The sequence below is a fragment of the Mucilaginibacter sp. genome, from assembly GCF_039925265.1.
In the GTDB taxonomy this organism is placed as follows: Bacteria; Bacteroidota; Bacteroidia; order Sphingobacteriales; family Sphingobacteriaceae; genus Mucilaginibacter.
Genome location: NZ_JBDSZG010000047.1, coordinates 203,276 through 227,760, shown reverse-complemented (window position 1 = coordinate 227,760; position 24,485 = coordinate 203,276). Strand labels below are relative to the sequence as shown.

The following is a 24,485-nucleotide window of genomic DNA, read 5'->3' as shown; positions in this document are numbered from 1 at the left end:
AAAAATCACTAAGTTTACTGCAAATCACACTGCTTAGTGATGATGGAGCTTTGACTGCTCGTTTACACCTTAAAATGCTGGCCCCTTTTGCAGCGGAATGGTGGTATACTTTCCCCGGAATAATCACTGTATTTGATGGAGTTGCTGATGAGGTTAAAAAAGATACTGTAGATATACGCTTTATGCGAGTAGACGCGAAAAGTGCCTGGTGTGATGTTGATTCGAGTATGGCTTCTCACGATCTTTTCCGCCAAGTCTTTTCTAATGTTCCGTACCGTTTCCGCGAGGTCAACCTGTTCTATGATCAGGTCCATTGAACTGTCCGTTGTACTGAGGATCTTACTTAGGTCTTTGATGACTTCATCCAGCCGGGATACGGAACTTTTTAGATTCTTCAGGCAGTACGAGATCGTTTCCGGCTCGTCTTTGTCCAATTCCATCAGGTTGCTGATACCCATAATATTAGCGACAGGCGACCGCAGATTATGGGAGACAATGTAGCCAAATTCATGTAACTCCCGGTTATGCTTATAAAGGTCATCGGTCACGCGTTTCATTTCTTTCAAACCCTTCTTTCGCTCACTGATATCATGCATCGCGCCAACCATTCTGATCGCGATACCTGCAGTATCACGGATAATAAAGCCGCGGTCGACCACGTCCGCAAACGTCCCGTCCGCTTTTTGGTAACGGTATTCTTCCTTCCAATTAGTGTCCGACCCATCTATTTCCGCATAAATACTTTTTAAAATGCGTTGCACGTCATCCGGATGTATATGTGCGGTCCAGGACTCAATACCCGACGGAACCCCGGCAAGCTGATAACCGAAAATCGTTTCAAAATTCTCCCCCCAGTATAAGGTGCCATTTACAATATCCCAATCCCAGATCGCATCGGAAGTGGCCCTGGAAACATATTGGTAACGCAAGTTGCTGTCCTCCAGTGAGGACCTCATCAATTCCCCTTGCTCAGTTACCTTCCCGCTACGAGCAATACAATACACCAAACCGTCCTGTGAATCATATTGAGCCGACCATTGCAGCGAAACGATGTGCCCGTTTTTATGAATAAAGCGATTCTGCATTTGCACCGTAAGTTGCCCGTCGAGAAGTTCTGCCATTATCCGGTTTGCCGCGTCAAGGTCCGCAGGTACAATTAGATCCTGAAAAGATCTCCCGGATAACTCCTGTGGCGAATATCCCAGAATGCCGAGTGAAGCATCGCTAACATCGGCAAACAGGCCCGCTCCATCGATCGTACAGATCAGATCAGCCGAAAATCGGAGCAACTTATTAAGTTCCATCATTTTAAAGGGTTCCCAGGGTTGTAAGATGTTTAGGTTATAAACAAAAATATTCCCAATTGTTTAATTAGAAAAAAGAATTAACGGGGAGCACTCTTAAATAGCCCTTAGGGGTCAATCGGGATAACGGGTGGACTATACCTACAATATATCCAGATTCCTGGCTACACAGTAGCTGGGTACTAATGGCCTGAAGCCAATTTTCCGAAGTTTAGCGTTATCCATGATCCCTTCGAACAGATCGACGAGCGGGCCCTCGTTTTCATCAAATATTTCGACTGCTTTTCCGACTGAATCAGCCAGTTCATAAAGGGTAATGGGGGCATCATCCACAATATTGAATATTTCGCCGTTCAGCTTATCCTGTTGCAATAATAGGAATAGTCCTTGCGCTAGGTCCAGGTGATGTACCATATGTATTCTTGAACCAGAGTGGCGTCCCCAGTTTATCAGTATGGGTATGATCTCTTCGATATGCGGGTCTTTGTCGCCATACACAAAACCTAAACGCAGCACGCGCACATCCAGCTCCAGTGTCAGCAATGCTTGTTCGGCTGCGATCTTACTAGACGAATAGGCCCTGGGATCATTAATATCGACGATGTCATCTTCTTTGGCCGGATGGCCATAGCCTGAACCATATACATTGCCGGTGCTGACAAAAATAAATCGTTTAACAGCTGCTGCTAGGGCAGCCTGGGCTAAAGCGACCGAGCCGGTATGATTGGTCTTGACGACACCTTCGTTATCGGTAAACGTGCGGAATAAGGCGGCCAGGTGAATGACCGCGTCCATACCTGCTACCGCAGGTGGCAAAGTGCCGGGATCATAGAGATCGCCAACCACGATGTTGGCTCCCGGAAAGGCTTCGGCAGCATCCCGCACTAATATCGTAACATCATTGCCCTTGGCTATCAGGCGGGGAACAAACCTGCTCCCGATCTTTCCTGTTGCTCCTGTAACTAAAATTTTCATAGGACAAAGTTTAACGTAATTGTTCATTCTGAACAATTACAATCAAACCAATAACTATGATTTTCAAACCTTTCGAAAAGAGTTGGGTGTCATCCCGGTCACGCGCCTAAAGTAGTTATTGAAATAAGCCGGGTATTCAAAACCTAAAGCATAAGCGATTTCCGCCACGCTCCAGTCGCTATGCAACATAAGCGCCTTCGCTTCTGCAACGATGCGTGCAGCAATATGCACCGAGGTCGGTTTGCCCGTGATCTCTTTTACAGCGCGGTTCAGGTAATTCACATTCACCGAAAGCCCGGCAGCAAAGTCTTGCGCCGTCCGCAACTGTAGCGGGTCGTTGCTGCGCTCGATCGGGAATTACCTTTCCAGCAAATCCATAAACAAGTGCGTGATCCGGACCGCGCCATTTTTAAAGGACGTGGTTTGCTGTGAAGGTTGTATCCGCAGGGCTTCGTGAATCACTAAGGTGATGCAGCTTTTGATCAGATCGCTTTTATGCGGGTAATCTCCATTGTAGGCTGTGAGCATTTTCCGGAATATACTCCGCATAAATAAGGCCTGCTCCTCACTCAGTGAAATGACCGGGTTATCCCCAATGCCGAATAGAGGCGAGTTTTGCATTTCCCGGCTGCTGATAAAAGTTTAGGTAAATATACACGCATAGCCGCCGGTCCGGTTCACCCGCCTCACCAGGGAATTCGGCACTTCCGGATTCTCAAAAAACAATATCGTGCCTTTGATCTCTACAACCCGACCACCATAATCGATCCTCATATAGCCATTCACCAAACCCATCTTATAAAAATCACGCCGACCCGCCCTGTCTGGCACCTCCACCGACGCCGGCAGTTCATGCACCTTAAACCCTTTGAGTTTTAACTCCTCGCAACTCAATCCGGGAATTCCCGTCTCCATCCCGTAAAATTAACAAAATCAAACCTAATATTTGACTCATGAGCATGGTAAGTTTTGGTATGACTATCAGCCTTGATGGCTATAGCGATCACATACTATTTAATCCCAGTGAAGAGCTGATGGATTATTTAACCCGGAATGATAGACGATGTTGACCTGCTCTTTTTCGGCCGGGTCACCTATTAATTCAAAAAAATCATCATTAATAGTGCGCAAAATTGAACGCTAAAAACTGTCGATAACGCTTTTGATGTCTCGGAGACAGATTATTGCTATTTATCAAGGAAATTAGCATTTTTACAGTCGAAACCAACCAATATGAAGCACTTTTATACTTTACTTATTGGCCTGGCCATAAGCACAGCGTCCAGGTCTCAAATCGTTAAAACCGAGCAAGACGCAAAAACCGGCAAGGAGATTAAATCGGCAGTTACGCTATTGGGTAACGGCATGGGGCAGCAATTAAACTTTTTTTCTTCAGGAGATGAAAAATTGATTGAATTTGTAGAAGGAAGGGTTTTGGAGGGATGGTCGGCGAAAATTTTAAAAACGATGGCCATTAGCATAAAACTTAAAAACGACAGCGTATACCATTTTCCGATTGACACTAGCAAGTATACCGTACTCGATGACCACGGATTTCTCAGGTCGTCGCTTGTAGCGGTGGTGCAGGCTGATCAATTAATACCTTTGCTTAATAACGCGGTCAGGGCCATCAGCTTAAGCTTTGTAGGCCAGAAAGATCTAAATATTCCCCCTATATCAGATAAAAACCGAAAGGAAATCAAACGCGCAGTGGCTTATATCATAGGCGATAAAAAGTAAAGCCTGCTAACTTTAGCGCAAACCACATCCATAGCAACCATGAGACATGGCAACGGGTCATTTTCTTTCCATAGATCAAGGATGGAAGCAATTGCCGGTCTAATACCCAATTAAACCGACAAAATAACTATACAAAAGTTACGCTACAGTATGCGTCATTCGTAGAATAAGGAACTTTTTAAAATGCAAAGCACTGATAATCAATACATAGTCACTCAGTGCAAAGACCATAACGTTGGTGGCGATATCATCCTTTGTTACTGGATGCCCACGAGCACGGTGAGAAAAGAAGCCTGCTGGAAAGCCGTGTGATCAGCTATCCGGGCCAGATGACTAAACTTGGTTGCCCCCAAAGCCATCTTTAATTGAGCTTGACATAGGGTGCCAGCCGCATCGTACTGGTAAAGCCCTCATAGCGGATGATCTCATTACTTTCCGCATCGTAAACGAGCTCCATATAAAAGTTATCCATGCGATGCAGCTGCACAAAGAGCTTACCTTCCCTCCGGTCACCTAAAAAATTGCCGGTGATCGCATGCTAAACAGCCCTCGCCCCCTATTGCCGGTTACCCTCAAAATCAACACCGCCATCCTGCGGACGCGGCTGTATCCCGCCTTTGAAACTACGGCCGCCGGCGGCAAAAGTAACATCTCCCCAGCAGTTCGTCCCCGGCGAAACCTCGTGTTCAAACCGTAGTTTTTTTGTATCGTCGTTGTAGGTGTACCTGATCGGTACAAGGCCCAGGGTGACCGCGCCGTCTTCCCGGATAACCAGCGGGCTGAAATACGCCCCCCACCATTTCGCGTCGGTCACATAGGTACCCGCCAGCGCCGCGATCGGATCTTTCTTTTTTCTGCCAAAGATCTGGTTCACGTATTCCGCTGCTTCATCCGGCGGGAGTTTCGGGTAGTTCAGGGTCAGCGCGGCCAGCAAGTCCTGTTCGTCATAGCTTACTACGGGATTGGCTTTGATCAGTTTCCCCATACCCAGGGGCTCGCCTGCAAACTCCGGGCAAACCTGCGGATGCAGCATGATGCCGCAGAGTTCGGATGCTTTCAGCATACGGAACTGGGTGAGCACCCCTTTGATGACATGCGGGGCATCATACCGGAAGTCCTCCTTGAGTTCAATAGCCAGTTCCTGCGCGGTAGAATGCTCATAATAGGCCGAGACCACTTCTACCAGGCGTTCCACCCGCACCTGTTCCTGCCAGTTCAGGCCGGCACCGAATCGGTTGGCGTTCTGCTCACCGGCTGAGAGGTTGAACGCTTTAATGGCCTCGCGCAGGGAGCTGCCCATTTCTTTGTAATTACTGAGGTGGAGGCTCAGCAAATTCAGGATCAATTCTTCGTATGGGTATTGATTTTCCATGTGGTCAAATCGTTTTTAATTGGTTTAATCGGTATTCAATTTCGTTTTTTTCGGCATAAGCGGCAGACAGGCGGGGATCTTCTCCCTGCGAATCCAGGACCGGGCCGCCGGACAGGCCGGCGCGTATCTCCTCCTGTTCCTTTTCGAGGAAGGCGGCAAACTTTTGATGCTCCAGCGCCCCGATCTCCAGTTGAAGGCGGATAACCGCTTGTGTGTTGGGTTCGAGCTGCCGGGTAAGGAGGCTCCAACTGTCGTTTTTTTCCTCTCCGGCAAGCGCGTCGTAACGCGCCGTTTTTTCGATGATCAGGGCCTTATGTTCGAGGATAGCCTTTTTAGCGGCTGCTATTTCCCCGTCAAGCCCGGCTTCGTTTTGCGCGGCATCGCTGACGGGGTTTACCGGCGACGGGCCGTTCCGTTCTGCGTCGATCAGCCCCCTGATGTATTGTATCCCCTGGTTCAGCCGATCTAACTGCTGTTCGAGTGCTGCTCTTGTTTCTTGGTTTTCCGGCATGGTTATTTCATTTTTTCATAAGATTCCAAATAGCGCTGGCCGATCATGATCGCCGCGGCTATTTCCGATACGTCCACCTTTTCCGGTTTGACGAAAAGTTCATAAAGCGCAATCTTTTGTACCTCCGAACGCCTTTCATAACCGCCGCGGAGCAGCGCGACGCTGAGCTGCGCGGGTGTCAGGTCCACGTAGACCTCCATGATTTGTTTGGCTGCGCTCAACACGTCCACCGCATTGCTTTTGGCCGTAATGGCCAGTTCATCGGCTCTTGGCGTCCCGGCTTTCAGCGTATGGGTGATTGCGGCGAGGTTGTGTTCCCTGGAGAAAAGCGTGTAGCCTACTTGTATCTCCCTGAATTCGCCAAGCATTTTCAATTTGATCTCCAGGAGCACCTCCCCCCCGGCGGCTTTACTGAGGTAGGCGTCAAAGGTGGCCGATTCGATTTCCACGACCGCTTTGCCTGCCGCGAGCACCCGTTTGCTCCAGTCTTCAAACATCCCGACGGTGTTCGAGATGATCACCAGCGCGCTTTGGGCGTTCTTCAGGGCCTGATCCGCAGCTTGCTGTAACAGTTCCAGGCCGGCGTCCGCCGCCTTTTCGGCCTCGCCGATCAGTTTTTCGATCCCCCTGGTCACTTCTTTAGCGGCTTCCAGCAAGCCGATGGCGGTGTATTGCAAGCCTTCCAGCAGGCCGGCCAGTGCATAGTTCCGGGTGATCGCCAGGCCTTTTTCGGCCACGACTGCCGCCAGTTCGATCCAGCGATAGGCCTTTTGTAAAATGCCCGAATCGTTGTACCAGCGCTTTTTACCCTCGATCTCTTCCTTGAGGGAGGCGATCTCGTTATAGCAGGCACTGATGAGCCCGGATAAACGGTTAACTTCCGCCTGCCGTTCGGTTAAAAATCTCTCCTGCCCTTCCAGCTGTTTTTTAAACCCGGCTACCTTTTCGTGGATATTTTCGGCAACTGCCTCGGCTGCTTTTTTTACGTTCTCCCGCGCCGTGGCCAGGTCCATGAAGGCCCGCTCCAGGCTGTCGCGGATCTGCCGGGCAGCTTCGGTAATATAAGCGGACAACTCCTCCGCGATTTCTTCCAGGTGCACCGCGCCGTGTATCGCTGCGGACGCCCCCGCCCTGAGGCTGATCCAGGATAAGCGCAGATCCGTTTTAACCAGGCCGAAGGCATGGCCGCTGGTAACCAGTTCAAAAGCCCCCTCCCGGACACTCAACCCCTCCAGCGTAGTTTCCATACCCAGTAGCTGCGCCTTTCCGGACAAGGTCAGGACGGCAGGTGCTGTGCTTAAGGCCAGCTCCGGGCCGCCAAGGCTGCGGGCCGCTGGGGACGACGCCGGGCCGGCGCTCCTGATCACCAATGCGGTTCCGAGGTAGATGGCCTGCATGCTGCCACGCAAAACACCGTCGCCGCGTTCCATCCAGAGGTTGAGTTGCAAGCCGGAAAAGCCCGCACTGAGCAGCGCTTGTTCCGTATCCAGCAAAAAGGTCGCGTTCAGCATCGTGAAGCCCGCGATCCGCAAACGGATCCCCCCTTCCATCCGGTAGGTTTCCGGGGAAAAACGCCCGCTCACCTGCCCGGCTGCTTCCAGCAATTCCTTCGGAACTTTCGGGAACAGGTCCAGCGAGCCATCGAAGGTAAATTGCTGTTCCGTGTAACTGCATTCGCAACGGAGAACCGGCTCGCCGGCAAAGGTAAACATCAACTCACCATGGGCGGCGATCCCGCGGGGACCTGCTGCCAAACGGCCGTTAAGTTGCAGATCGAGCGGGCCGAGGTAACCGTCAAAATATATTGCAATAAAGGCGGCCGCCGCGTCTTTTGCATAAGCGATCCCGGTAGACACGTGCGCGAGGGGGCCGATGTCCGCCTTGCCTTCCAGCAGGAAGCGTTGCGCATCTTCCCGGATATCGAGCAGTAAACGGCCTTTGGACGCGAAACCCAGTATAGCGATCTCCGTACTTCCTTCAAGAAGGAATTTCGTCTTGGTAAAATGGCCCTCCAGGTTTCCCCTGGCGTAAAAAGGCATGCCTTTTTCGCCCAATTTCCCATCCAGGCGGAGGCGGTTTTTATCAAAATAAAAATCACCCTGTACGATATTTTGCCCCAGCAGTGTTAAGTGACCGGCACCCTCCAGTTGAGCGCCGTTTTCCGGGCCGACGCGGATCAGGCCCTGCAGATCAATATCCAGTAAGGCGGGTGCCGCCGGCTCAGCGGCGGCGATCCTTCCCGCGAACCGGCCGCCCATCCCGATGCCCTCTTCCATAGCCATCAACGCGAAACCTATCTTAAAATCCAGCAGCTTCTGCAAATTCAGCGAAGAACTCATAAAAATGATCAGGCCCTCCGTTTCCGGCAGCAAAATGCGCGGCTTGCGGATCGTGCCGGGCTCCTCGTTATAATCCCGAGGCGCCGGCAGCAACCTGAGGTAAGCGGAGCTTTCGTCCGGTTTGATCCCGAGGCGCTGGTAAGCTTCTTCCTGAAATTCGTAAGGCGTAGTGAAGGCGTATTGGGTCTTTAGCTCCAGCGCGTCAAATAAACAGATGTCGACAGTTCCTACCCGGCGCCGCAGTTCTATGCTGCGGATCAGCGCGTTCACCGACCCTTTACTGATCGAGTCAGTGACCGCCAGGAAGATGGCCAGCGGATCGATGGTAAAGCCTTCTTCGCTGCCAATGAGCTGGCCTTTTATCGCTTGCCCGGTAACAGGTTTTTCTTTGGCCACATATTTCGGCAACCGGATAAAATTCGGGCCCACGGTAAAATGGATAAACTGGATGGTTTTAAGTTTCTCCCTGTCAAAAGGCCTGCCGTCCCGGAAAAAGCCCACAAGCTGACTGGAGATCAGCGCGAAGTCCTTCAGCGTACCCAGGCCGACGGACGGCATGGGGAATTCAAACGAAGAAACGATCTCCGTGCCGTCCAGCCCAAGGGCGGAAAACCCAAGCTTGTCATAAAACAGCGGGATGGGTACCGGTATACCGGTTTGGTAAATGACCAGGGTGGTCAGGTTTTTCAGGGTGACCTGGCGCCGGAGCGATTTGATATCAGGCAACAGGGCCTGTACCACCGGCAATTCCGGGTCGATCAGCAGCGATGCGCCAAGCGTCGGCACATCAAAAATATCGATAACGGCATCCACGTCGACCCGGAACAGGCTTCCGGCGAACAGTTCCCCGGCCGACAAGCTCTTTAACTGAATTCCCACAAATACCGGGAACTGCGGCAGGATCAGTTTCAGCGGTTTGGTGTCCGCATCGGGTCTTGCCGGATCTTTGACGCTTAGTTCGCCTTTAAAGCTGCCCGCCGGGGTAAATTCCAGGTGAAAGAACAGATCTTTGGGGATCTCGATATCGGCATACTCCAGAAAGCTGTCCGGCAGCCTCGAGAGATATTGATTGACCGTTTTAAAAGTTTCTTTGACGGATGCGGGAAGCGGCATCGCTTGCGGATCACTGAACAGCCCAAAAAACTTCTCCAGCCGGAACTCGAGATGTTCGCCACGATCGGTCTTGATCTTATCGACAAAAGAAATGCCTTTTAAAGGGATACCGGACGGAAGCACCTTGGCGATATCCTGTAAGCCGAGTTGCTGCAGCAAAAAAGTCAGCGGCAGCAAGGGTATCGCCAGGTCCTTTTTGATATGAAAACCGCCGCTTGCCTTCAGGCTGCCGTCGGTTTTCAAAGAGAACTCCGGCAAAAGCAGTTCGATCCGGCCATAATCGCCCATATCCAGGTCGAGCACAGGCCGGCCAGCCGGTTTCGTGACGGTTCCGAATTTCCGGAACGGCGAACTCTCCAGTTGGAAGCCCAGGCCGTCTTCACCGGCGCTCAGGCTGAATTGCACCGTCTCCCTGGCACCATCGGGATCATACACCCGAAAAAGGTCCAGGAAGGTGCTTTTTCCCGTCTTGAAAACATGGTTCAGGTTTTTAGGAAGACCAATGGCCACACTCGCTGTGATCTTTTTGTTCCTGATATCGGCCCGGAACGCACTGACCCCGAGATACAGGTCGCCGATATCGGCGATCGCGCTCATATCCAGGCCGGGCACCTGCGGCGGCAAAGGGATACGGATCAGATCCGCCGTGCTGATACGGAGCTCCGCCTTTTGCCGGCTGATGACGAACCCGGCGCTGACCTTTTCAGCCGGCAGGATATGTCGCAGCGTTTCCGGTATATCCCGGGCCATGAATAGGGCGTCGCCCTCGCAACCCCAGGCTTTTTCGGCGCTATCGTAAGACACCTTCAGCGATGGGGCGCATAGTGTGAACCAGGGCATACCCTCGCCAAGGAGCCGGATATCGGCACTGCCGGCAGTCAGGGCGATCCCGGTTTTCTCGCCCTCGTGGTAGAAAACCGTTCCCAGCTGATCGAAGGTAAAAAGCGGGGTGCTGAGGCTGGCCGATGCCACCAGGCGGATCCCGGCCGGGGTTTCCTTATCCGCTTTTGTGACCCGCAGCTCCCCCGAGAGGAGCTTTAGGCTGAACAGGCCGGGCAGGCCGATCGCGGGCAGTTCCCCTTCGAGTTTCAGACCGATGCTTTTACGCCCTTTTTCCCCTGAGTAAGCGGCGGTTAGTTTGACCTGGCTACCCATCAGTTTCCCCTCGAGGGATTGCCGGAGTTCCCAGTCGGCCGTCTTTGCCGTTCCGGACTGTGCGCAGGTAAATCCCAGGTTGAACTGATCGATATCCAGTATACCCGGAATATGGGCTGAGGCCCGGAAAGCCAGTTTTGCTTTGACTGCCTGTTCCTTTCCCGATTTTGTCCGCTGGTATTCGAAATCGATCGCCGAAACCTGCACATGCGAATCCGCGGGGGAACAGTCGGTGACGTTAAGGCCAGCTTCTATTTCTCCATCTTTATTGATGCTGAACTTAAACAGCGTTACCTTGGGGTTGGGCAGGTCGCCTGGATAAGGAAGACCCAGGAGCCCCGCGGCCATCTCCAGCGTTATATTTTCTATTGAGACCTTTAATGTTTTGTTTGCACCGAGAAAAAGGCCGATCCGGAATTCTTTTTCCCGGTAAAGGCCATCTGCCCGAACTTCCAGTTCTTTATCCGCGGTTCGGATCTTCAGGCTACCTCCCCTGATGCCGAATGCGGAAAAGCTTTCCGGCATTTCGAAGCCCGGCAGCAGCTTTTGCATCAGGTCCGGGAGCATAACGGGCTGCTCTGTTTCCAGGTCCCCTTCCAGCTCAAAGCCATCCGCGGTCCGCTCCCCGCCCAGGTATATCGTTACCGTTTCATTGATCAGGATCTGGCCACTTACGCCCCCGGTAAAGCCGCTCCCCGTTTCCTTTTCTATCCAAATGGCGCCATTACCGACTTGCAGTCCCGGCAATAACGCCCAAACTTGCTTCACTTCGGCCGCGAAACGGAAACCCGATATAAGCTTTTGAGCAGGGTTAAAAACGAAACGCAGTTCCTGTACCCTGACCGCCACCGGCTCACTGATCAAACTCTCCGGGAGCTGCCAGGTATCCATCGCCAATGCGGTCGATAAACCGGTGATCTGTTTCAGCGCAGGTAGTTTGATCGCGCTGGTAAGGTTAATTTCCCAGTCGCTGTCGGGCGCGCCCGCGTCTATCGTGATACTGGCCTGCACTGGCCCCGTTTGGATAACCGCTTTGATCTGCAGAAAATTCCCCGCCGGCGGATCGATCGTCAGCTTTAAGCTCGCCTGCTGCAATTCAGCCAGTCCCTCCGTCAATAACCATGGTTTTTTGACGTCCAGCTGTATGAACGCCCTGCTGATCTTCTTTTGGGCGGCATCCAGTTCCGCCGTCAGCTCCGTCAGGTAAACCTCCGGAACATTGGAAAATGATGGCGGCAATAGCGTTCCGGGTGGTACACCGCACAGGAAAGCGCCCAGACCGTCCAGCGCATGATTGATCGGCGTAAGCCCTTTTAACGTTAAAACATATGTTTTTTTGGGGAAATTGCCTAATAGCGGCAGGAGCACCCTGGCGCGGATAACATTTGGTCCTGCACGCATATCCCCGCCGATCTCCAGCGTAAGGGTCGCACCTTGCCGAACACCAAAATGCTGGTACGAAACGACAAAAGACAGGTTGCTCAACGAAAGGGTAGGTATCCCAAAAAGAAGCCAGCTTTCCCCTACCGTGCCGGTCGACTTCAGTACCGCGAGGTTCTTTTTGGTATCGATTTCGATCCCTACCGCGGGAAAATGGAACGGGGGAAGTTCCGCGTTAACGCTCACCGCCCACCATTGTAAAAGATTGCCTATAGCGATTTGTTCGGCAGAGGCACTGAATGCAAACTGCATCAACCCGCGTTCATCCAGATAACAGACCAAAGTAACCGGCAGTCCGGTCAGGCCGCGCCAACTCGTTTTTGCGCTTATCGACAGGCTTTTTCTGTCTGCAGAAAAAACCGCTTTTGGATCTTCCAGTGAAATTACCGGGGTGCCCAGTAAGGCAAAGAACTGTTGGCTTTTCGGCGTATTCAATAAGGCTGCTGAAAGTTCCGCCACCGCCTGCTGATCACAAAAGTCTTTTATCTCTGCTAAAGTCATCGGGGTAAGATTACTCATGGCATTGAAAATGATAATTCCAATATTGGCCCTGATCACGGTAAGTAACCGTAAAGGCGCTTTCCTGGTCAATTTTCTTTGGTATGGTCACCTGCGTACCGGCCTGGTCTTCCTGTACCTGGTTTTCCGAAACCACGGTGATCAGGACATCACTGCTTTTGTTATAGACGTATTCGGGCTTGTTATAAAACAAAGTGTTGGCTTTAAGCTGTGATACCAGGTCTGTAAAGAAGACGCCCCGTACCCCATCATAACTGATGGCCGGCAGGATTTTACTCATCCTGTTCAGTACCAATGCCCTGGGGATCTGGTCCCTGCCCTCGCCCGTAGATGTAACAAAAACCGTTGGTCTTAAACTGTTCAAAAATCCCGGGGTATTGCTTTTGGAGCTCCCGTGGTGATTTATTTTCATTACGCAAACATGGCCTTTCACGGCCGGGCCTGCCATAAGAGGGCTAAGTGGCTTAGCGGTATAGGTATCGGAGATGTATTTGGCCAGGGCCGTTTCCTGATTGATATAAGTCCCGTCATCGGCATCCTTCTTAGCCGTTAGTATTCCGCCAAGGTCCCCCCCCGTATAATACCGGAATTTCCCGAACTCGATCACCCAGGCCAGGCAGTCGTTATTGGCGTTCTGAAACTTTTTAGTCCGTGGCATAAGCCGCTGCGCATCGGTTCCGACCCGCCCTACGCCGGCAACAAGCTTCATAACCACGGGGATATGATCAATTTCATCGATCTGATAGGAAAGCTTGTTTACTCCGCCTGCTCTTTGCGCGGCGGCGCTAACCTCTATTAGTTCTTTCACAAAATCCGGATTCTTGGCGTTCTTCAAAAAAGACTGCAACGTCCTGCTATTATCGATCATCGGCCCCCAGTCATCTTCCCCGGTAGGCTGATGGACCAGCGATATATATTCTGCACCACCGGGCGTGATCATTTTTAAGATCTTATGGCCGGCTCCCTTGAGATAACCCATATAATCCTGAAAACCACCGATATGATCGCTATGGTAATGACTGACGACCGCGATATCGATATCCTTATCCCGGCATCCGAGTTCATTCTGGAGATATTTCACCGGCATATCGTTATAACTTGACCGTTTAAGGCCCGCGTCAATGACGACGATCTTATTTACCGGACCGTTAGCGGTAAGCCGCGTCACCAGGATCGCCGCATCGGCCTGGCCCGCCCGGAGCTGGTAGATCTCGAGCGAGCCCTGGGCAAAACCGGCTCGCCAAAAACAACAAAAAAACAGGGGCAGAAAAAGCCGGGCATAGATTACACATCGTGAAGTCATAAAAATGAGGTAGGGTTATAAAAAGGTAAACTCGCAAGAGACGACAGCTTCGGCTTAAATAGATTAAGTAACAGGAAAGCGTCATTGCCTGATAAGATACTTCCGCAATGATCTTTACTATACCGCAATATCGCAGTTTGGATCGTATTCAAAAAAGATAAAAACAACCTTTTTTGAAGGGCTAAAAAAGCTTTTTTAAACGTAACCGCTGCGAACGATTTAATCTTAAGTTAACCACACCAGCCAAATGAAGTCCGGAATCTACCCTGATCATTTTAGCGCAATCCTATATTTATTGCAATTGTGCCATAAGCTTCGCTGAAAAGCCCTTTCACCGGAATCTGTTTTGGGGAGGGTGCTGATGATCAGGGGTTTTTGCGGGAGATCCCAATTCCTTGCACCGCATGCGGGTGCAACAACATGAGGTTGTGATTATCAGGGAGAGGCGGAAAAAGTCCGCGCGGGTTATTCCTTTAGTACATCGGGCATAAGTGGTTCGAAGAACCAGGAACAGGGGCTGCATTATTACCTGGAAGACAAAAAGGCTATGCATCTTTTTATCAAAGCATTATGGAGATCAATGACAGAAATGGCTTCCGGGCTGTAACTAAGAACATAAAACCAGTGTTCCATTCTTGAAATTAGTACTTTCGCTCCGTTAATACCCCCTAACCCTATGCTTACTGTAGAGAAAATTGGCGGCACATCCATGAGTGCATTGAACGAGGTCATTCAAAATATTATCTATTTCGAACGAACGAAAGAAACGTTTAACAACCGCGTGTTTGTCGTGTCCGCGTTTTCCGGCGTAACCAATTGGCTGCTGGAAGATAAAAAGACAGGCAAGCCCGGTGTGTACCACCATATCGTTAATGGCACAGGTTTCTACCGTTCACTGGAGGATGTTATCCTAAAGCTGAAAGAGATCAACGCCGGATACGCCGCGCTTGGTATTGACCTGGATGCCGCCAACCAGTTTGTCGAGGCACACGTGAGTAAAGCGAAAGCTTACCTGGAGAACCTCGTCCAGGTCCTCGCATCAGGTTATGTAAGCCGTGACGGCATCCTGCAGGCGGCCCGCGAGATCCTGGCTTCCTTAGGCGAGTCACACTCCGCCTTCGTATTGACCAATATATTGCAGGGTAAAGGCTTAAATGCCTTATTTATCGACCTGAGCGGATTTGATGACCAAAGACCCTTTACTATCGACCAGCGCATTAAAGATGCGTTTGTGGATATAGACCTCGCCAACTGCATCTGTATCGTTACCGGCTACGCCAAGGGTACAGAAGGGATCATGCGGGAATTTGACCGCGGCTATTCCGAAGTGACCTTCAGCAAGATCGCGGAAGTTTTAAAACCGGAAGAAGCGATCATCCATAAAGAGTATCACCTGTCGACGGCTGACCCGGCATTGGTAGGTATCGAAAACTGCAAACCCGTTGGCAATACGAACTATGATATTGCAGACCAATTGGCCGATGTAGGAATGGAAGCCATTCACCCCAAGGCATCCAAGCCCTTAGAAATGGCGGGCATCAACCTGCGCATCAAAAACACCTTTGAGCCTGCTCATCCCGGTACCCTGATCACCCGCTCCTATGTATCGACCTTGAAGCGGGTCGAGGTCATCACCGGCATCGATAAACTGACCCTTATCGATGTATTTGACCCTTTGATGGTTGGCAATGTCGGCAGTGATTTACAGATCATGCAATTGTTCTATAAACACGGTGTCAGCTATACCTTCAAAACGACCAGCGCGAATAGCATTTCCATCGTCATCTGGGAAGCGGATTTCAGGGAAGAGCTCATCACTGATCTGCAATCGCTTTTTGAAAAGATATCTGTCGAGCCTGTTGCGATGGTTTGCCTGCTTGGCAGTAATATGGACCAACCTGGCCTTTTGGCCAAAGCAGCTACTGCTTTAGCCAAAAACGATATCAATATTGTCAGCGCCGGCTTTGCCCTGCGAAAAGTAAATATCCAGTTCCTGATCGCAAGGGAACAATTTAAAACGGCTATTGTCGCGTTGAATCAAACTGTCGGGTAAAAGAATTAAGCCCCCTAACACTCGCTGTTCGGAGGCTTTAACCTAAGTATTATGATTTCCAAAAACACCCGGACTCATAAAAATGTATTTCGTAGACAATCAACGGAGGATATTTATGAAACAACAAGTAATTGAAGATGTGAACATTATGCCTCAATTAGACAGGGCCTGTGGTTTGGACATGCACAAAGACAAGATCGTCGGTTTTATATCTTGTAAGGATGGCAGCAATCAGGAGTTCAGGGAATTTGGTACTTACACCTGTGAACTCAAAGAGATCAGGGACTGGTTACAGGAAAACGATATTCATCATTGCCTGATGGAAAGCACGGGTATTTATTGGATGAGTCTTTACGCCATACTTACCGAAGTGGGTATTGAAGTCATTGTGGCAAATTCTGTTCATATCAAGCAGATGCCGAAGCGGAAGACTGATCGCAAAGATGCCAAATGGCTTTGTACATTATTGTTGCATGGATTAGTGCGGCCAAGCTTTATGCCGGATAACACCCAGCGGATAATCAGGGATTATTGCAGAAATCGATTGTTCTACACTTGGCAGCTCAACAGAATAAGGATCCGTTTACTTAAGATACTGGAAAGCAATAACATCAAACTACGTTCTGTAATCGGTTCGATCCATACATTATCTGCTATGGATATGATACGGTTATTAGCCAAAGGAGTTACGGATCAGGAACAATTACTTAATTGCGCCCGAGGTAAAGTATAGTCGAAGAAAGACCTATTGATCAAAGCGTTGGATGGCACATTACAAGGCTATCACCTTACTCAACTACAAATGCTGTTGGAAGATTATGATCATGTTCAAAAACAAGTCGATTTTTTAGACAAATCAATTACTGAAATAATCAGTGAGCATTATGCACAGGCATTCGAATGCCTCGATACCATCAGCGGCATAGGTAATAAATCAGCAGAAATCATTATCAGCCAAGCCGGAAAAGATATGAGCCGTTTTCCATCTCTGACCATTTTACAGCGTGGTGCGGCATTGCGCCCGGAAACAATGAGAGTGCAGGTAAGCGAAAAAACACATCAATTAAAAAGGGTAACAGTTATTTACGTGTTGCCATTGTTGGCGCGGCATGGGCCGCTGTTCGTATGAAAGATTCCTATTGGCATGCTTTATTCGATAAGTTACGCAAGCGCATGAAGGCGCAAAAAGCTATTGTGGCTGTTGCAAGAAGATTGCTCAAAGTGGTATATAACACATTAGAAACACTGACTATTTACAAAGAAAAGGGCATAGCTCACTTTGTGGACTTGCAGGCTAAAGCAGCATTGTATCATAACGCAAAGCTTTCGTGGCCTCAAACCAATATTGATTGAAAACACTAAAAGGACGAAAAAGGTAATAGAACAAAAAGTCTGAAACCTAAGCTGCCAAAACTGTAGATAGCACCCAGGCTTGTTCCATGAGAACGCAGAGGAAACTTATTTATTAAAATTGAGTGACAGAAAAAATGGTGTTGCTTTGATTATTACTCTTAGTCACCTTGTGCTTTTTTAATCAGATTTGATAGCTTTTGTCATAGTTGTTCTGCTTTTGAATTAAGGTCCTAAAGCATTTAGGGGTTTAGCAACTTATTTAAATAAAGTTGTAACATCTATCTTGAAGGAAGCGTCTTACCCACGAATATGAAACGATTATACATTTTAGCGATTGCCATTATTTTTCCATTTTTTGTGCAAGCTCAGCATCAAAAAAATACCATTGTATATACCTCAGATATAGATAGGTTTTGGAGTGCTTTTGACAGTGTACGCTCTACAAACGATACAGCTAAGCAAGTGCAGTTTGTTCAGAAACTCTACGTGGACAAAGGCTCCGAAGGCCTAAAAGCGTTTATGCAAGCGCGGGACTATGATGCTAAGTTGTGGGTCGAACTCATTAACAAATATCCTAAATTTTGGCTAAGCATTAAAGCCAACACTTTATCGGTGAAAGGCCAGGTAAATTTGATTACAACTGCCGTTGAAACATTAAAAAAAATGTATCCTGAAATGCGACCGGCTAAAATGTATTTCACGATTGGCGGGTTGCGTTCGGGCGGTACTACTACAGGTGATATGGTTTTAGTTGGCGCGGAAATAGCGACAGCTGATAATCACACTGATGCTTCGGAACTCGGTGATTGGTTGAAAACTGTTTTTAAAAATCAACAAATCTCGAACATTGTTGGCCTGAATATTCACGAATACGTACATACCCAACAAAAGCTGGGAGGCAACACAGTACTCGTACAATGTATAAGAGAAGGCGCCGCAGACTTCATAGCAGAACTGGTAACAAAAACTCCAAATACCAGTGCTTACGTAATCTATGGCAGGGAACATGAAAAGGAATTGAAACAAAAATTCAACATTGATATGTTTAGTACTGCCACAGGCCTATGGTTATACAATGGTACTAATAACTCCCATGCAGATTTGGGCTACTTTATAGGTTATGCCATTTGCAAGGCCTATTATCAGCAACATTCAAACAAAGAACAAGCTATCAGAAACATAATAGAGTTGGACTATAGCAATGAGCAACAAGTAGTAGATTTCCTTGATCAGTCAGAGTATTTCAAGAAACCAGTCAACAAGCAACAATTATTAACGGAATTTGAAAAGTTACAACCGTTTATATCAAGCATATATCCAGCAATTAATTCACAACAAAATGTGTCGGCAACCCTAAACGAACTCACTTTTAACTTTTCTGAACCAATGGGTAAAGGTGTGTCTATTTCTTTCGGCGAAGGAGGTAAAGAACATTTTCCTTTAACCGATGTAATTGGCTTTACAGATGATATGAAGTCATTTAAAGTCAAGCTTTCGCTACAGGCAGGAAAAAGCTATAATTTCAAGATTACCGGCAAAGGCTTTAAGTCTCAAAACGGATATCCACTAAAAGAGTATCTGGTTCAGTTTAATGTGCAATGATATATCATTTATACATAAATGCATTTATATTTTTAGAGGAAACCTTATCACAATGGTAAGAGGTGCCTACCAGTAATAGAAGCATAAAAATACGTTATTTTAACCGGACGGACTGTGCATATTTAGAAATGTCCCTGATATGTCCCCGTTAATTCGGTTTCAGCTTGGCTTCCATGCTTTGCGGTGATCACTGTTCGCCTGTAACAATACCAGGCGGGTGTCCCGGCGAATAAGATGGGCATCCAGAAAGAGCGGTTATTGCGATGTTAACAGGGAAGACACGTTAGCGACCAGCCAACCTAATTTGTGAACACCGAATACGACCTGTTACCTTGCAGGTCAATAACTAATAATCCATATTAATATTTATACATTTTGTAGTTTAGGGTCTTTTAAGTACAACTTTAATATTGTTTAGCTATAAGTTTGAACCCCTGATCAATTGACAATAGCAGAGTTACTATATCTTATTCAATATAACAGCGATGAATCGGCTTTCAACGAGTTGTATAAGCTACAATACGTTAATTTGTATAGGTATGCTTTTTCTTTTTTTGGCGATAAGGAACCGGCAGAAGAAATTGTGCAGGATGTTTTTCTTAAGATTTGGTTAGGCAGGCATAAGCTGCCTGTAATTAAAAATGTGCAAGTATATTTGTACGTAGCGGTGAAAAACGCCTGCCTGAATGCCATCCGCAGCCAAAACACCAAACAACTTAACGAGAAGTATGTAAACCAGGCCTATTACTTTCAGCTCGCTGCGGACCCTTCGCAACTGCTTATTTCCAAGCAGCTTCACAATAGTATTTTGCGTGCTGTGGATGAGTTGCCCCCCAAATGCAAAATGATATTTAAAATGGTGAAAGAAGACGGCCTTTCATGTAACGAAGTTGCGCAGGTGCTCGATCTGTCGCCAAAAACCGTTTTTGCCCAATTAGCTATAGCCCTGAAAAAACTGGAAGCTACGATCAAATAGCCCCGCCCGGTGGCTGTGGAAATTTATTTAAAATTCTTTTAGGAAAAATGTTGCCAATGCGTGTCCTTGCAATAGAGTGACTAACCATGGGAAAATCGAGGTTTATTGAGTTGATGGCAAAAAGTCTGGACAAATCGGCCAGCAAAGAAGAACTAAAAGAGCTTGAAGGCTTTTTGGCGCAATATCCGCATTTTAAAAAAATGCAGGATCTAACCCGCGAACTTAAAAGCGGATTGCCACATACTGATGCCAACTTGCAGCAAAGCGATATCAACACAAAGCTTGACGCGCTGTGGGTCAATATCAGGACTGCTGAAGACATACAGGATTCCGGTGCGGAAAGAATTGTGCCGATAAGCAAATATTTGAAATGGGCGGCCGGTATAGCAGCGGTATTGGTGATAGGTGTTGCCGGCATGCTGTTTTACCGTCCTGCAGCGAATAACAAGCTTTCATTAGTTATTGTTAAGCACCGTATAGATGTGCCTTATGGCCAAACCTTTGCCATCTCCCTAGCTGATGGGACCCTGGTGAAGCTAAACGCAGGCAGCCACTTTTGGTATCCCGAAAAATTTACCGGCGAACGACGCGAAGTTACACTTGACGGCGAAGGGTTTTTCCGGGTAACTAAAAATGCAAAAAAACCATTTATGGTACATACGGCCGCGCTTACTGTAAAGGTGTTGGGTACGGTGTTTAATGTAAAGGCTTATAGAGAAGATAAAAAAGCCGAAACTACCTTGTTTAAAGGCAAAGTACAAATAGAACTGAATGGTGATGCCGAGCGGAATATAGTTTTGGCTCCGCGGGAAAAACTAACTGTATTGAACGATGCCGCGCCGGCAAACCGTGCGGCTAAACGCCCAAAAGATGCTGCTAAGCTTAAGTACGAGCTATCGGTCCTTCCGGTGGTTGATAATGATGAATACCAGGAAAAAGCGTGGCTGGAGAATAAGCTGGTTTTCACCAATATTGATTTTGAAGATGTTGCAGTAAGTATGGAGCGTAAGTACAAAGTAAATATTGTATTTAAAGACGAAGCACTTAAAAAAGAACAGCTAAGCGGGGTGTTAAAAGATGAGAATTTGCAAAGCGCAATGTTGATACTGAAACAGATCACTGCATTTGAATGGAGAATTACGGGTGATACCGTTTACATCAGCCGATTGGACAAATAAAAATTTTATAAACAAATTAAACTATACGCATGGAGAAAAATCTTTACTTACCCGATTCCTGATTGGTCCCTATAAAATAAGCAAGGGAAGAGTTGGCGCTCTTCCCTGCAAAAATCCGGGATTTTATTATTAAGAGTAAGGAGTTTAGCACACTTACTCTATCCATTAATTTTCAAAACAAATGTAATGAAAAAAACAAGAAGGGTATTTGCCTGTCATGGTGCCCCTGTATGCCTTAAAGTTATTTTGCTGATGAAAGCGGTTTTCTTTCTAATTATGGTTACATGCCTGCAGGTGTCTGCTAAGGTCTATTCACAGCAAAAGTTTACGCTCAACGTAAAGCAAACCGATGTGAGCAACATACTCACAAAAATTCAAAAACAAAGCGAATACCGCTTTTTTTACAACTATACCTCGGTTAAAAAACTGGGTAAGGTTGATCTGAATGTAAAAGATGCGACGATCGATCAGATCCTGGCATTTCTTATGGATAACAAACTTACCTACAAACTGGCCGAAAATAATGTAGTCATCATCACTACACCTGATGAAGCCAGCAGCCAAATAATGGTTAAAGGGAAGGTGGTTGATAAAGCGGGCCAGCCGCTGATTGGCGTAAGCGTTAAAATCCAGGGAACCACCATTGGTATTATAACGGATGTTAACGGTAACTTTAGCCTGAACGCGCCGGATAATAGCGTACTGGAATTAACTTATATTGGTTACGTAAAAAAGATCGTTCAGATAAGCGGCAGCGAAACTTTAACCATTACAATGGAAGAGCTGCCCGCCGCACTTAAAGAAGTTGTGGTTGTAGGTTACGGTACCAGTAAAAAAATTGATATCACCGGTTCGGTAGCTAGTATTAAAGGCAGCGATTTTCAAAACCTGCCGGTAAGCTCGGCCGCACAAGCATTAGAAGGCCGGGCAAGCGGTGTAAATATTGTACGTAACGATGGTTCGCCGGGCGCAGCACCGAGCATCAGGATACGCGGTACCGGTACCATAAATGATGCCAACCCGCTTATTGTTATCGATGGCGTGCCAACCAGTAACCCGGATGCTTTGAGCGATATTAACCCCAATGATATTGCTTCGGTTGATATATTAAAAGACGCATCCTCAAGTGCTATTTACGGTACACGCGCGGCAAATGGTGTAGTTTTGGTTACGACCAGAAAAGGCAGCTACAATCAAAAATTAAATACTACGGTTAATTTTTACAACGGTTTCTCTAACCCTGCTAAATATCTTAGCCTGCTAACCGCGTCCGATCTGTATAAATTGAAAAGGGAGCGTTATACCAACGATGGTGTACCGATCAATGACCTTTGGAATAACAATTATTACGCCACACAGCGTACCGATTGGCAACGCGCCATTATGGGTACAGGTCGTGTTACCAACGGCGATGTAAATATACAGGGTGGTAACGATGTATCTAACTACTACTTCTCTACCTCTATTTATAATGAGAAAGGGATCATCGATAAGTCGGACTTTAAACGCGTTAGCACCCGTATCAACTCCGAGCATAAAATTAAACCCTGGTTTAAACTGGGCGAAAACATCCAGCTATCATACGGCCAAACAAATGGCTTTGATAATAATAACTCGCAAACCGGCCTCATTTTTTCAGCGTTACGTTTTAACCCTGCTATACCACTGGTTAATGACGATGGTACCTATGGTACCGCTAAAGCAAATTCGGAGTTAGGGGATATCAATAGTCCTTACTCCACTATTCAGCAAGCCGACAGGTATAACAAAAAATACCGTGCGCTGGCTAACGCCTTTGCGGAGATCAGTTTCCTGAAAGAATTAAAATTGCGTGTTAACTATGCATTTGACGGAACATTCAACCGCAGTTATAATTTTAACATAGCAGATGTAAACCAGGTGAGGCAAAATACCACATCGGCGTTAACCCAAACCGAAGAGGAAATATCATCGCAACTGCTGGAATCGTTCCTTACTTATGACAAAGTGTTTGGCAAAAGCCACCTTACTTTCACCGGTGGTTATTCTTACCAAAACTTTAAAGATTACGGTTTTAGCGCTTCAAGGCTCGGATATGACGATACCGCTCCTGACCAACGCGTATTGGGTACGGGTAATGCACAATTCAATACCAGCATCCAGCCTCAGCCATCTTCTTTGCAATCGGGTTTTGCCAGGGTGTTTTATGATTACGACAGCCGCTTCCTGGCCACGGTAACCTTCCGTGCAGATGGGTCTTCAAGATTCGCCAAGGGAAATCAATGGGGCTATTTCCCGGCATTTTCATTAGGCTGGAGGTTATCTAACGAGCAATTTATAAAAGATATCGGATGGATAAGCAACCTTAAGCTAACCGGCGGCTATGGCGAACTGGGTAACCAAAACGTGAGGCCGTACCAGTATTTAAGCTTAATCAAAATTGGCAGTACTTACGAAAACGGCGGGTATGCATTTGGCGGTACGGGTGTAAGCGGTGCTGCGGTTACCAGTATAGCTAACCCGGATATTGCCTGGGAACGCGCGGTGATGACCAACATCAGCCTCGAAGCCGGGTTTTTAAACAGTAAATTAAATACCACCATTACCTGGTTTAATAAGGATACTAAAGATATGCTTATCCCGGCACCTACCGTAGGTTCTGCCGGCTCGGTAACTATCCCGGACCAAAACATAGGCACTATGAATAACCGTGGTGTGGAGGTTGAACTGAATTATCAGGGCGGCGATAAGGTGCGATACTCGGTTGGTGCCAACGCTTCGTTCATTAAAAATAAGGTAACGAGACTTAACGGCGAAGGCACTTTTTTTAATACAGTGGTATACGGCCGCTCCAGCCGGGAAATATCCCGTACCTACCAGGGGCAGCCTATCGCATCATTTTATGGCTTCAGAACCAACGGATTGTACCAAACACAAGCCGAGATAGACAGCGACCCGGCACTTGCAAACGATTCGCGCAAGGGGAATATAAAGCCCGGTGATGTTCGCTTTCGCGACCTTAACGGCGATGGTTTGATAGATGGTAACGACCGCACCATCCTGGGTAGCCCCAACCCTAATGTAACTGCCGGTTTACAGGGCAGCGTATCTTACAAAGGGTTTGATCTGTCTGCAAATTTTACGGGCGTGTTTGGCGTAAGCTTGTACAATGCCGACAGGATGCAGGGTATAGACCCAACTTACCCTTTTAACCTGTATGCCGAAACTTTAAACAGGTGGACGGGTGCCGGTACCAGTAACACCATACCGCGTTTGTCGTTAGATCCTTCTAATGATAATTACCGCACATCAGACCTGTTTGTAGAGAGCGGCAATTACTTTAGCCTTAAAAATGTAACGCTGGGTTATACACTTCCTTCAGCATGGACTAAAAAGGCTTCGTTAAATAGTGTGAGGTTGTATGCGTCGGGCCAAAACGTGTTCATCATTACCAATTACAAGGGATACACGCCGGAGCTGGGTTACACCGCCGGAAACCTGCAAAGAGGCGTTGATGTGGCGCAATACCCATCGGTTAGAACAATTACATTCGGTTTAACAGTTAAACTATAA

18 protein-coding genes are annotated in these 24,485 nt (G+C 47.8%); 9 read left to right on the top strand and 9 right to left on the bottom strand.

Annotation, left to right across the window (positions count from 1 at the left end; genetic code table 11):
• Positions 1–62 precede the first annotated feature (62 nt).
• The 5 genes from ABIX36_RS22410 to ABIX36_RS22390 form a co-directional block, all read right to left on the bottom strand.
• A complete protein-coding gene (locus tag ABIX36_RS22410; RefSeq protein ID WP_348084401.1) occupies positions 63–1,307 on the bottom strand; it encodes a PAS domain-containing protein in 1,245 nt (414 codons plus the stop codon).
• 138 nt (positions 1,308–1,445) lie between these two features.
• The gene (locus ABIX36_RS22405; RefSeq protein WP_348084400.1) at positions 1,446–2,279 is read right to left on the bottom strand and encodes an NAD(P)-dependent oxidoreductase; all 834 of its coding nucleotides are present in this window, start codon (positions 2,277–2,279) and stop codon (positions 1,446–1,448) included.
• Between the two features lie 63 nt (positions 2,280–2,342).
• On the bottom strand, positions 2,343–2,603 hold the full coding sequence (locus ABIX36_RS22400; RefSeq protein WP_348084399.1) for a helix-turn-helix domain-containing protein: 261 nt from the start codon (positions 2,601–2,603) through the stop codon (positions 2,343–2,345).
• Positions 2,604–2,636: 33 nt separating this feature from the next.
• Positions 2,637–2,900, bottom strand: coding sequence for a hypothetical protein (locus ABIX36_RS22395; protein ID WP_348084398.1), 264 nt, complete (start codon positions 2,898–2,900; stop codon positions 2,637–2,639).
• 21 nt (positions 2,901–2,921) lie between these two features.
• The gene (locus ABIX36_RS22390; RefSeq protein WP_348084397.1) at positions 2,922–3,194 is read right to left on the bottom strand and encodes a hypothetical protein; all 273 of its coding nucleotides are present in this window, start codon (positions 3,192–3,194) and stop codon (positions 2,922–2,924) included.
• A 318-nt stretch (positions 3,195–3,512) separates the two neighbouring features.
• On the opposite strand from ABIX36_RS22390, the gene ABIX36_RS22385 reads away from it, so the two are divergent.
• The gene (locus ABIX36_RS22385; RefSeq protein ID WP_348084396.1) at positions 3,513–4,019 is read left to right on the top strand and encodes a hypothetical protein; all 507 of its coding nucleotides are present in this window, start codon (positions 3,513–3,515) and stop codon (positions 4,017–4,019) included.
• Between the two features lie 556 nt (positions 4,020–4,575).
• Here the strand turns inward: ABIX36_RS22385 and ABIX36_RS22380 are convergent.
• From ABIX36_RS22380 to ABIX36_RS22365, 4 genes are read right to left on the bottom strand one after another with little or no spacing between them, the layout of a single operon-like run.
• Positions 4,576–5,391, bottom strand: coding sequence for a hypothetical protein (locus ABIX36_RS22380; protein ID WP_348084395.1), 816 nt, complete (start codon positions 5,389–5,391; stop codon positions 4,576–4,578).
• Positions 5,392–5,395: 4 nt separating this feature from the next.
• Complete coding sequence (locus ABIX36_RS22375; RefSeq protein WP_348084394.1) at positions 5,396–5,902, bottom strand: hypothetical protein; 507 nt, start codon at positions 5,900–5,902, stop codon at positions 5,396–5,398.
• 2 nt (positions 5,903–5,904) lie between these two features.
• On the bottom strand, positions 5,905–12,540 hold the full coding sequence (locus ABIX36_RS22370; RefSeq protein WP_348084393.1) for a hypothetical protein: 6,636 nt from the start codon (positions 12,538–12,540) through the stop codon (positions 5,905–5,907).
• Entirely contained in the window at positions 12,461–13,771 is a 1,311-nt protein-coding gene (locus ABIX36_RS22365; RefSeq protein WP_348084392.1) for an MBL fold metallo-hydrolase, read from the bottom strand. The genes ABIX36_RS22370 and ABIX36_RS22365 overlap by 80 nt, the downstream gene beginning before the upstream one ends.
• 676 nt (positions 13,772–14,447) lie before the next feature.
• On the opposite strand from ABIX36_RS22365, the gene ABIX36_RS22360 reads away from it, so the two are divergent.
• The 8 genes from ABIX36_RS22360 (at position 14,448) to ABIX36_RS22325 (ending at position 24,485) form a co-directional block, all read left to right on the top strand.
• Positions 14,448–15,824, top strand: a complete 1,377-nt coding sequence (locus ABIX36_RS22360; RefSeq protein ID WP_348084391.1) for an aspartate kinase — start codon at positions 14,448–14,450, stop codon at positions 15,822–15,824.
• A 115-nt stretch (positions 15,825–15,939) separates the two neighbouring features.
• The gene (locus ABIX36_RS22355) at positions 15,940–16,557 is read left to right on the top strand and encodes a transposase (RefSeq protein ID WP_348084390.1); all 618 of its coding nucleotides are present in this window, start codon (positions 15,940–15,942) and stop codon (positions 16,555–16,557) included.
• Between the two features lie 15 nt (positions 16,558–16,572).
• Positions 16,573–16,953, top strand: a complete 381-nt coding sequence (locus tag ABIX36_RS22350) for a hypothetical protein (RefSeq protein ID WP_348084389.1) — start codon at positions 16,573–16,575, stop codon at positions 16,951–16,953.
• Positions 16,950–17,177, top strand: coding sequence for a hypothetical protein (locus tag ABIX36_RS22345; RefSeq protein ID WP_348084388.1), 228 nt, complete (start codon positions 16,950–16,952; stop codon positions 17,175–17,177). Before ABIX36_RS22350 ends, ABIX36_RS22345 begins: the two co-directional genes overlap by 4 nt.
• 309 nt (positions 17,178–17,486) lie before the next feature.
• A complete protein-coding gene (locus tag ABIX36_RS22340) occupies positions 17,487–18,779 on the top strand; it encodes an Ig-like domain-containing protein (protein WP_348084387.1) in 1,293 nt (430 codons plus the stop codon).
• Between the two features lie 442 nt (positions 18,780–19,221).
• Complete coding sequence (locus tag ABIX36_RS22335) at positions 19,222–19,755, top strand: RNA polymerase sigma-70 factor (RefSeq protein WP_348084386.1); 534 nt, start codon at positions 19,222–19,224, stop codon at positions 19,753–19,755.
• Positions 19,756–19,841: 86 nt separating this feature from the next.
• On the top strand, positions 19,842–20,933 hold the full coding sequence (locus ABIX36_RS22330; RefSeq protein ID WP_348084385.1) for a FecR domain-containing protein: 1,092 nt from the start codon (positions 19,842–19,844) through the stop codon (positions 20,931–20,933).
• A 186-nt stretch (positions 20,934–21,119) separates the two neighbouring features.
• Entirely contained in the window at positions 21,120–24,485 is a 3,366-nt protein-coding gene (locus ABIX36_RS22325) for a TonB-dependent receptor (protein ID WP_348084384.1), read from the top strand.

What these genes read in the sequence shown, in the direction of transcription:
- ABIX36_RS22410 (WP_348084401.1), bottom strand. Translation starts at nt 1,307, where the DNA reads ATGATGGAACTTAATAAGTTGCTCCGATTTTCGGCTGATCTGATCTGT.
- ABIX36_RS22405 (WP_348084400.1), bottom strand. Translation starts at nt 2,279, where the DNA reads ATGAAAATTTTAGTTACAGGAGCAACAGGAAAGATCGGGAGCAGGTTT.
- ABIX36_RS22395 (WP_348084398.1), bottom strand. Translation starts at nt 2,900, where the DNA reads ATGCAAAACTCGCCTCTATTCGGCATTGGGGATAACCCGGTCATTTCA.
- ABIX36_RS22390 (WP_348084397.1), bottom strand. Translation starts at nt 3,194, where the DNA reads ATGGAGACGGGAATTCCCGGATTGAGTTGCGAGGAGTTAAAACTCAAA.
- ABIX36_RS22385 (WP_348084396.1), top strand. Translation starts at nt 3,513, where the DNA reads ATGAAGCACTTTTATACTTTACTTATTGGCCTGGCCATAAGCACAGCG.
- ABIX36_RS22380 (WP_348084395.1), bottom strand. Translation starts at nt 5,391, where the DNA reads ATGGAAAATCAATACCCATACGAAGAATTGATCCTGAATTTGCTGAGC.
- ABIX36_RS22375 (WP_348084394.1), bottom strand. Translation starts at nt 5,902, where the DNA reads ATGCCGGAAAACCAAGAAACAAGAGCAGCACTCGAACAGCAGTTAGAT.
- ABIX36_RS22365 (WP_348084392.1), bottom strand. Translation starts at nt 13,771, where the DNA reads ATGACTTCACGATGTGTAATCTATGCCCGGCTTTTTCTGCCCCTGTTT.
- ABIX36_RS22360 (WP_348084391.1), top strand. Translation starts at nt 14,448, where the DNA reads ATGCTTACTGTAGAGAAAATTGGCGGCACATCCATGAGTGCATTGAAC.
- ABIX36_RS22355 (WP_348084390.1), top strand. Translation starts at nt 15,940, where the DNA reads ATGAAACAACAAGTAATTGAAGATGTGAACATTATGCCTCAATTAGAC.
- ABIX36_RS22345 (WP_348084388.1), top strand. Translation starts at nt 16,950, where the DNA reads ATGAAAGATTCCTATTGGCATGCTTTATTCGATAAGTTACGCAAGCGC.
- ABIX36_RS22340 (WP_348084387.1), top strand. Translation starts at nt 17,487, where the DNA reads ATGAAACGATTATACATTTTAGCGATTGCCATTATTTTTCCATTTTTT.
- ABIX36_RS22330 (WP_348084385.1), top strand. Translation starts at nt 19,842, where the DNA reads ATGGGAAAATCGAGGTTTATTGAGTTGATGGCAAAAAGTCTGGACAAA.
- ABIX36_RS22325 (WP_348084384.1), top strand. Translation starts at nt 21,120, where the DNA reads ATGAAAAAAACAAGAAGGGTATTTGCCTGTCATGGTGCCCCTGTATGC.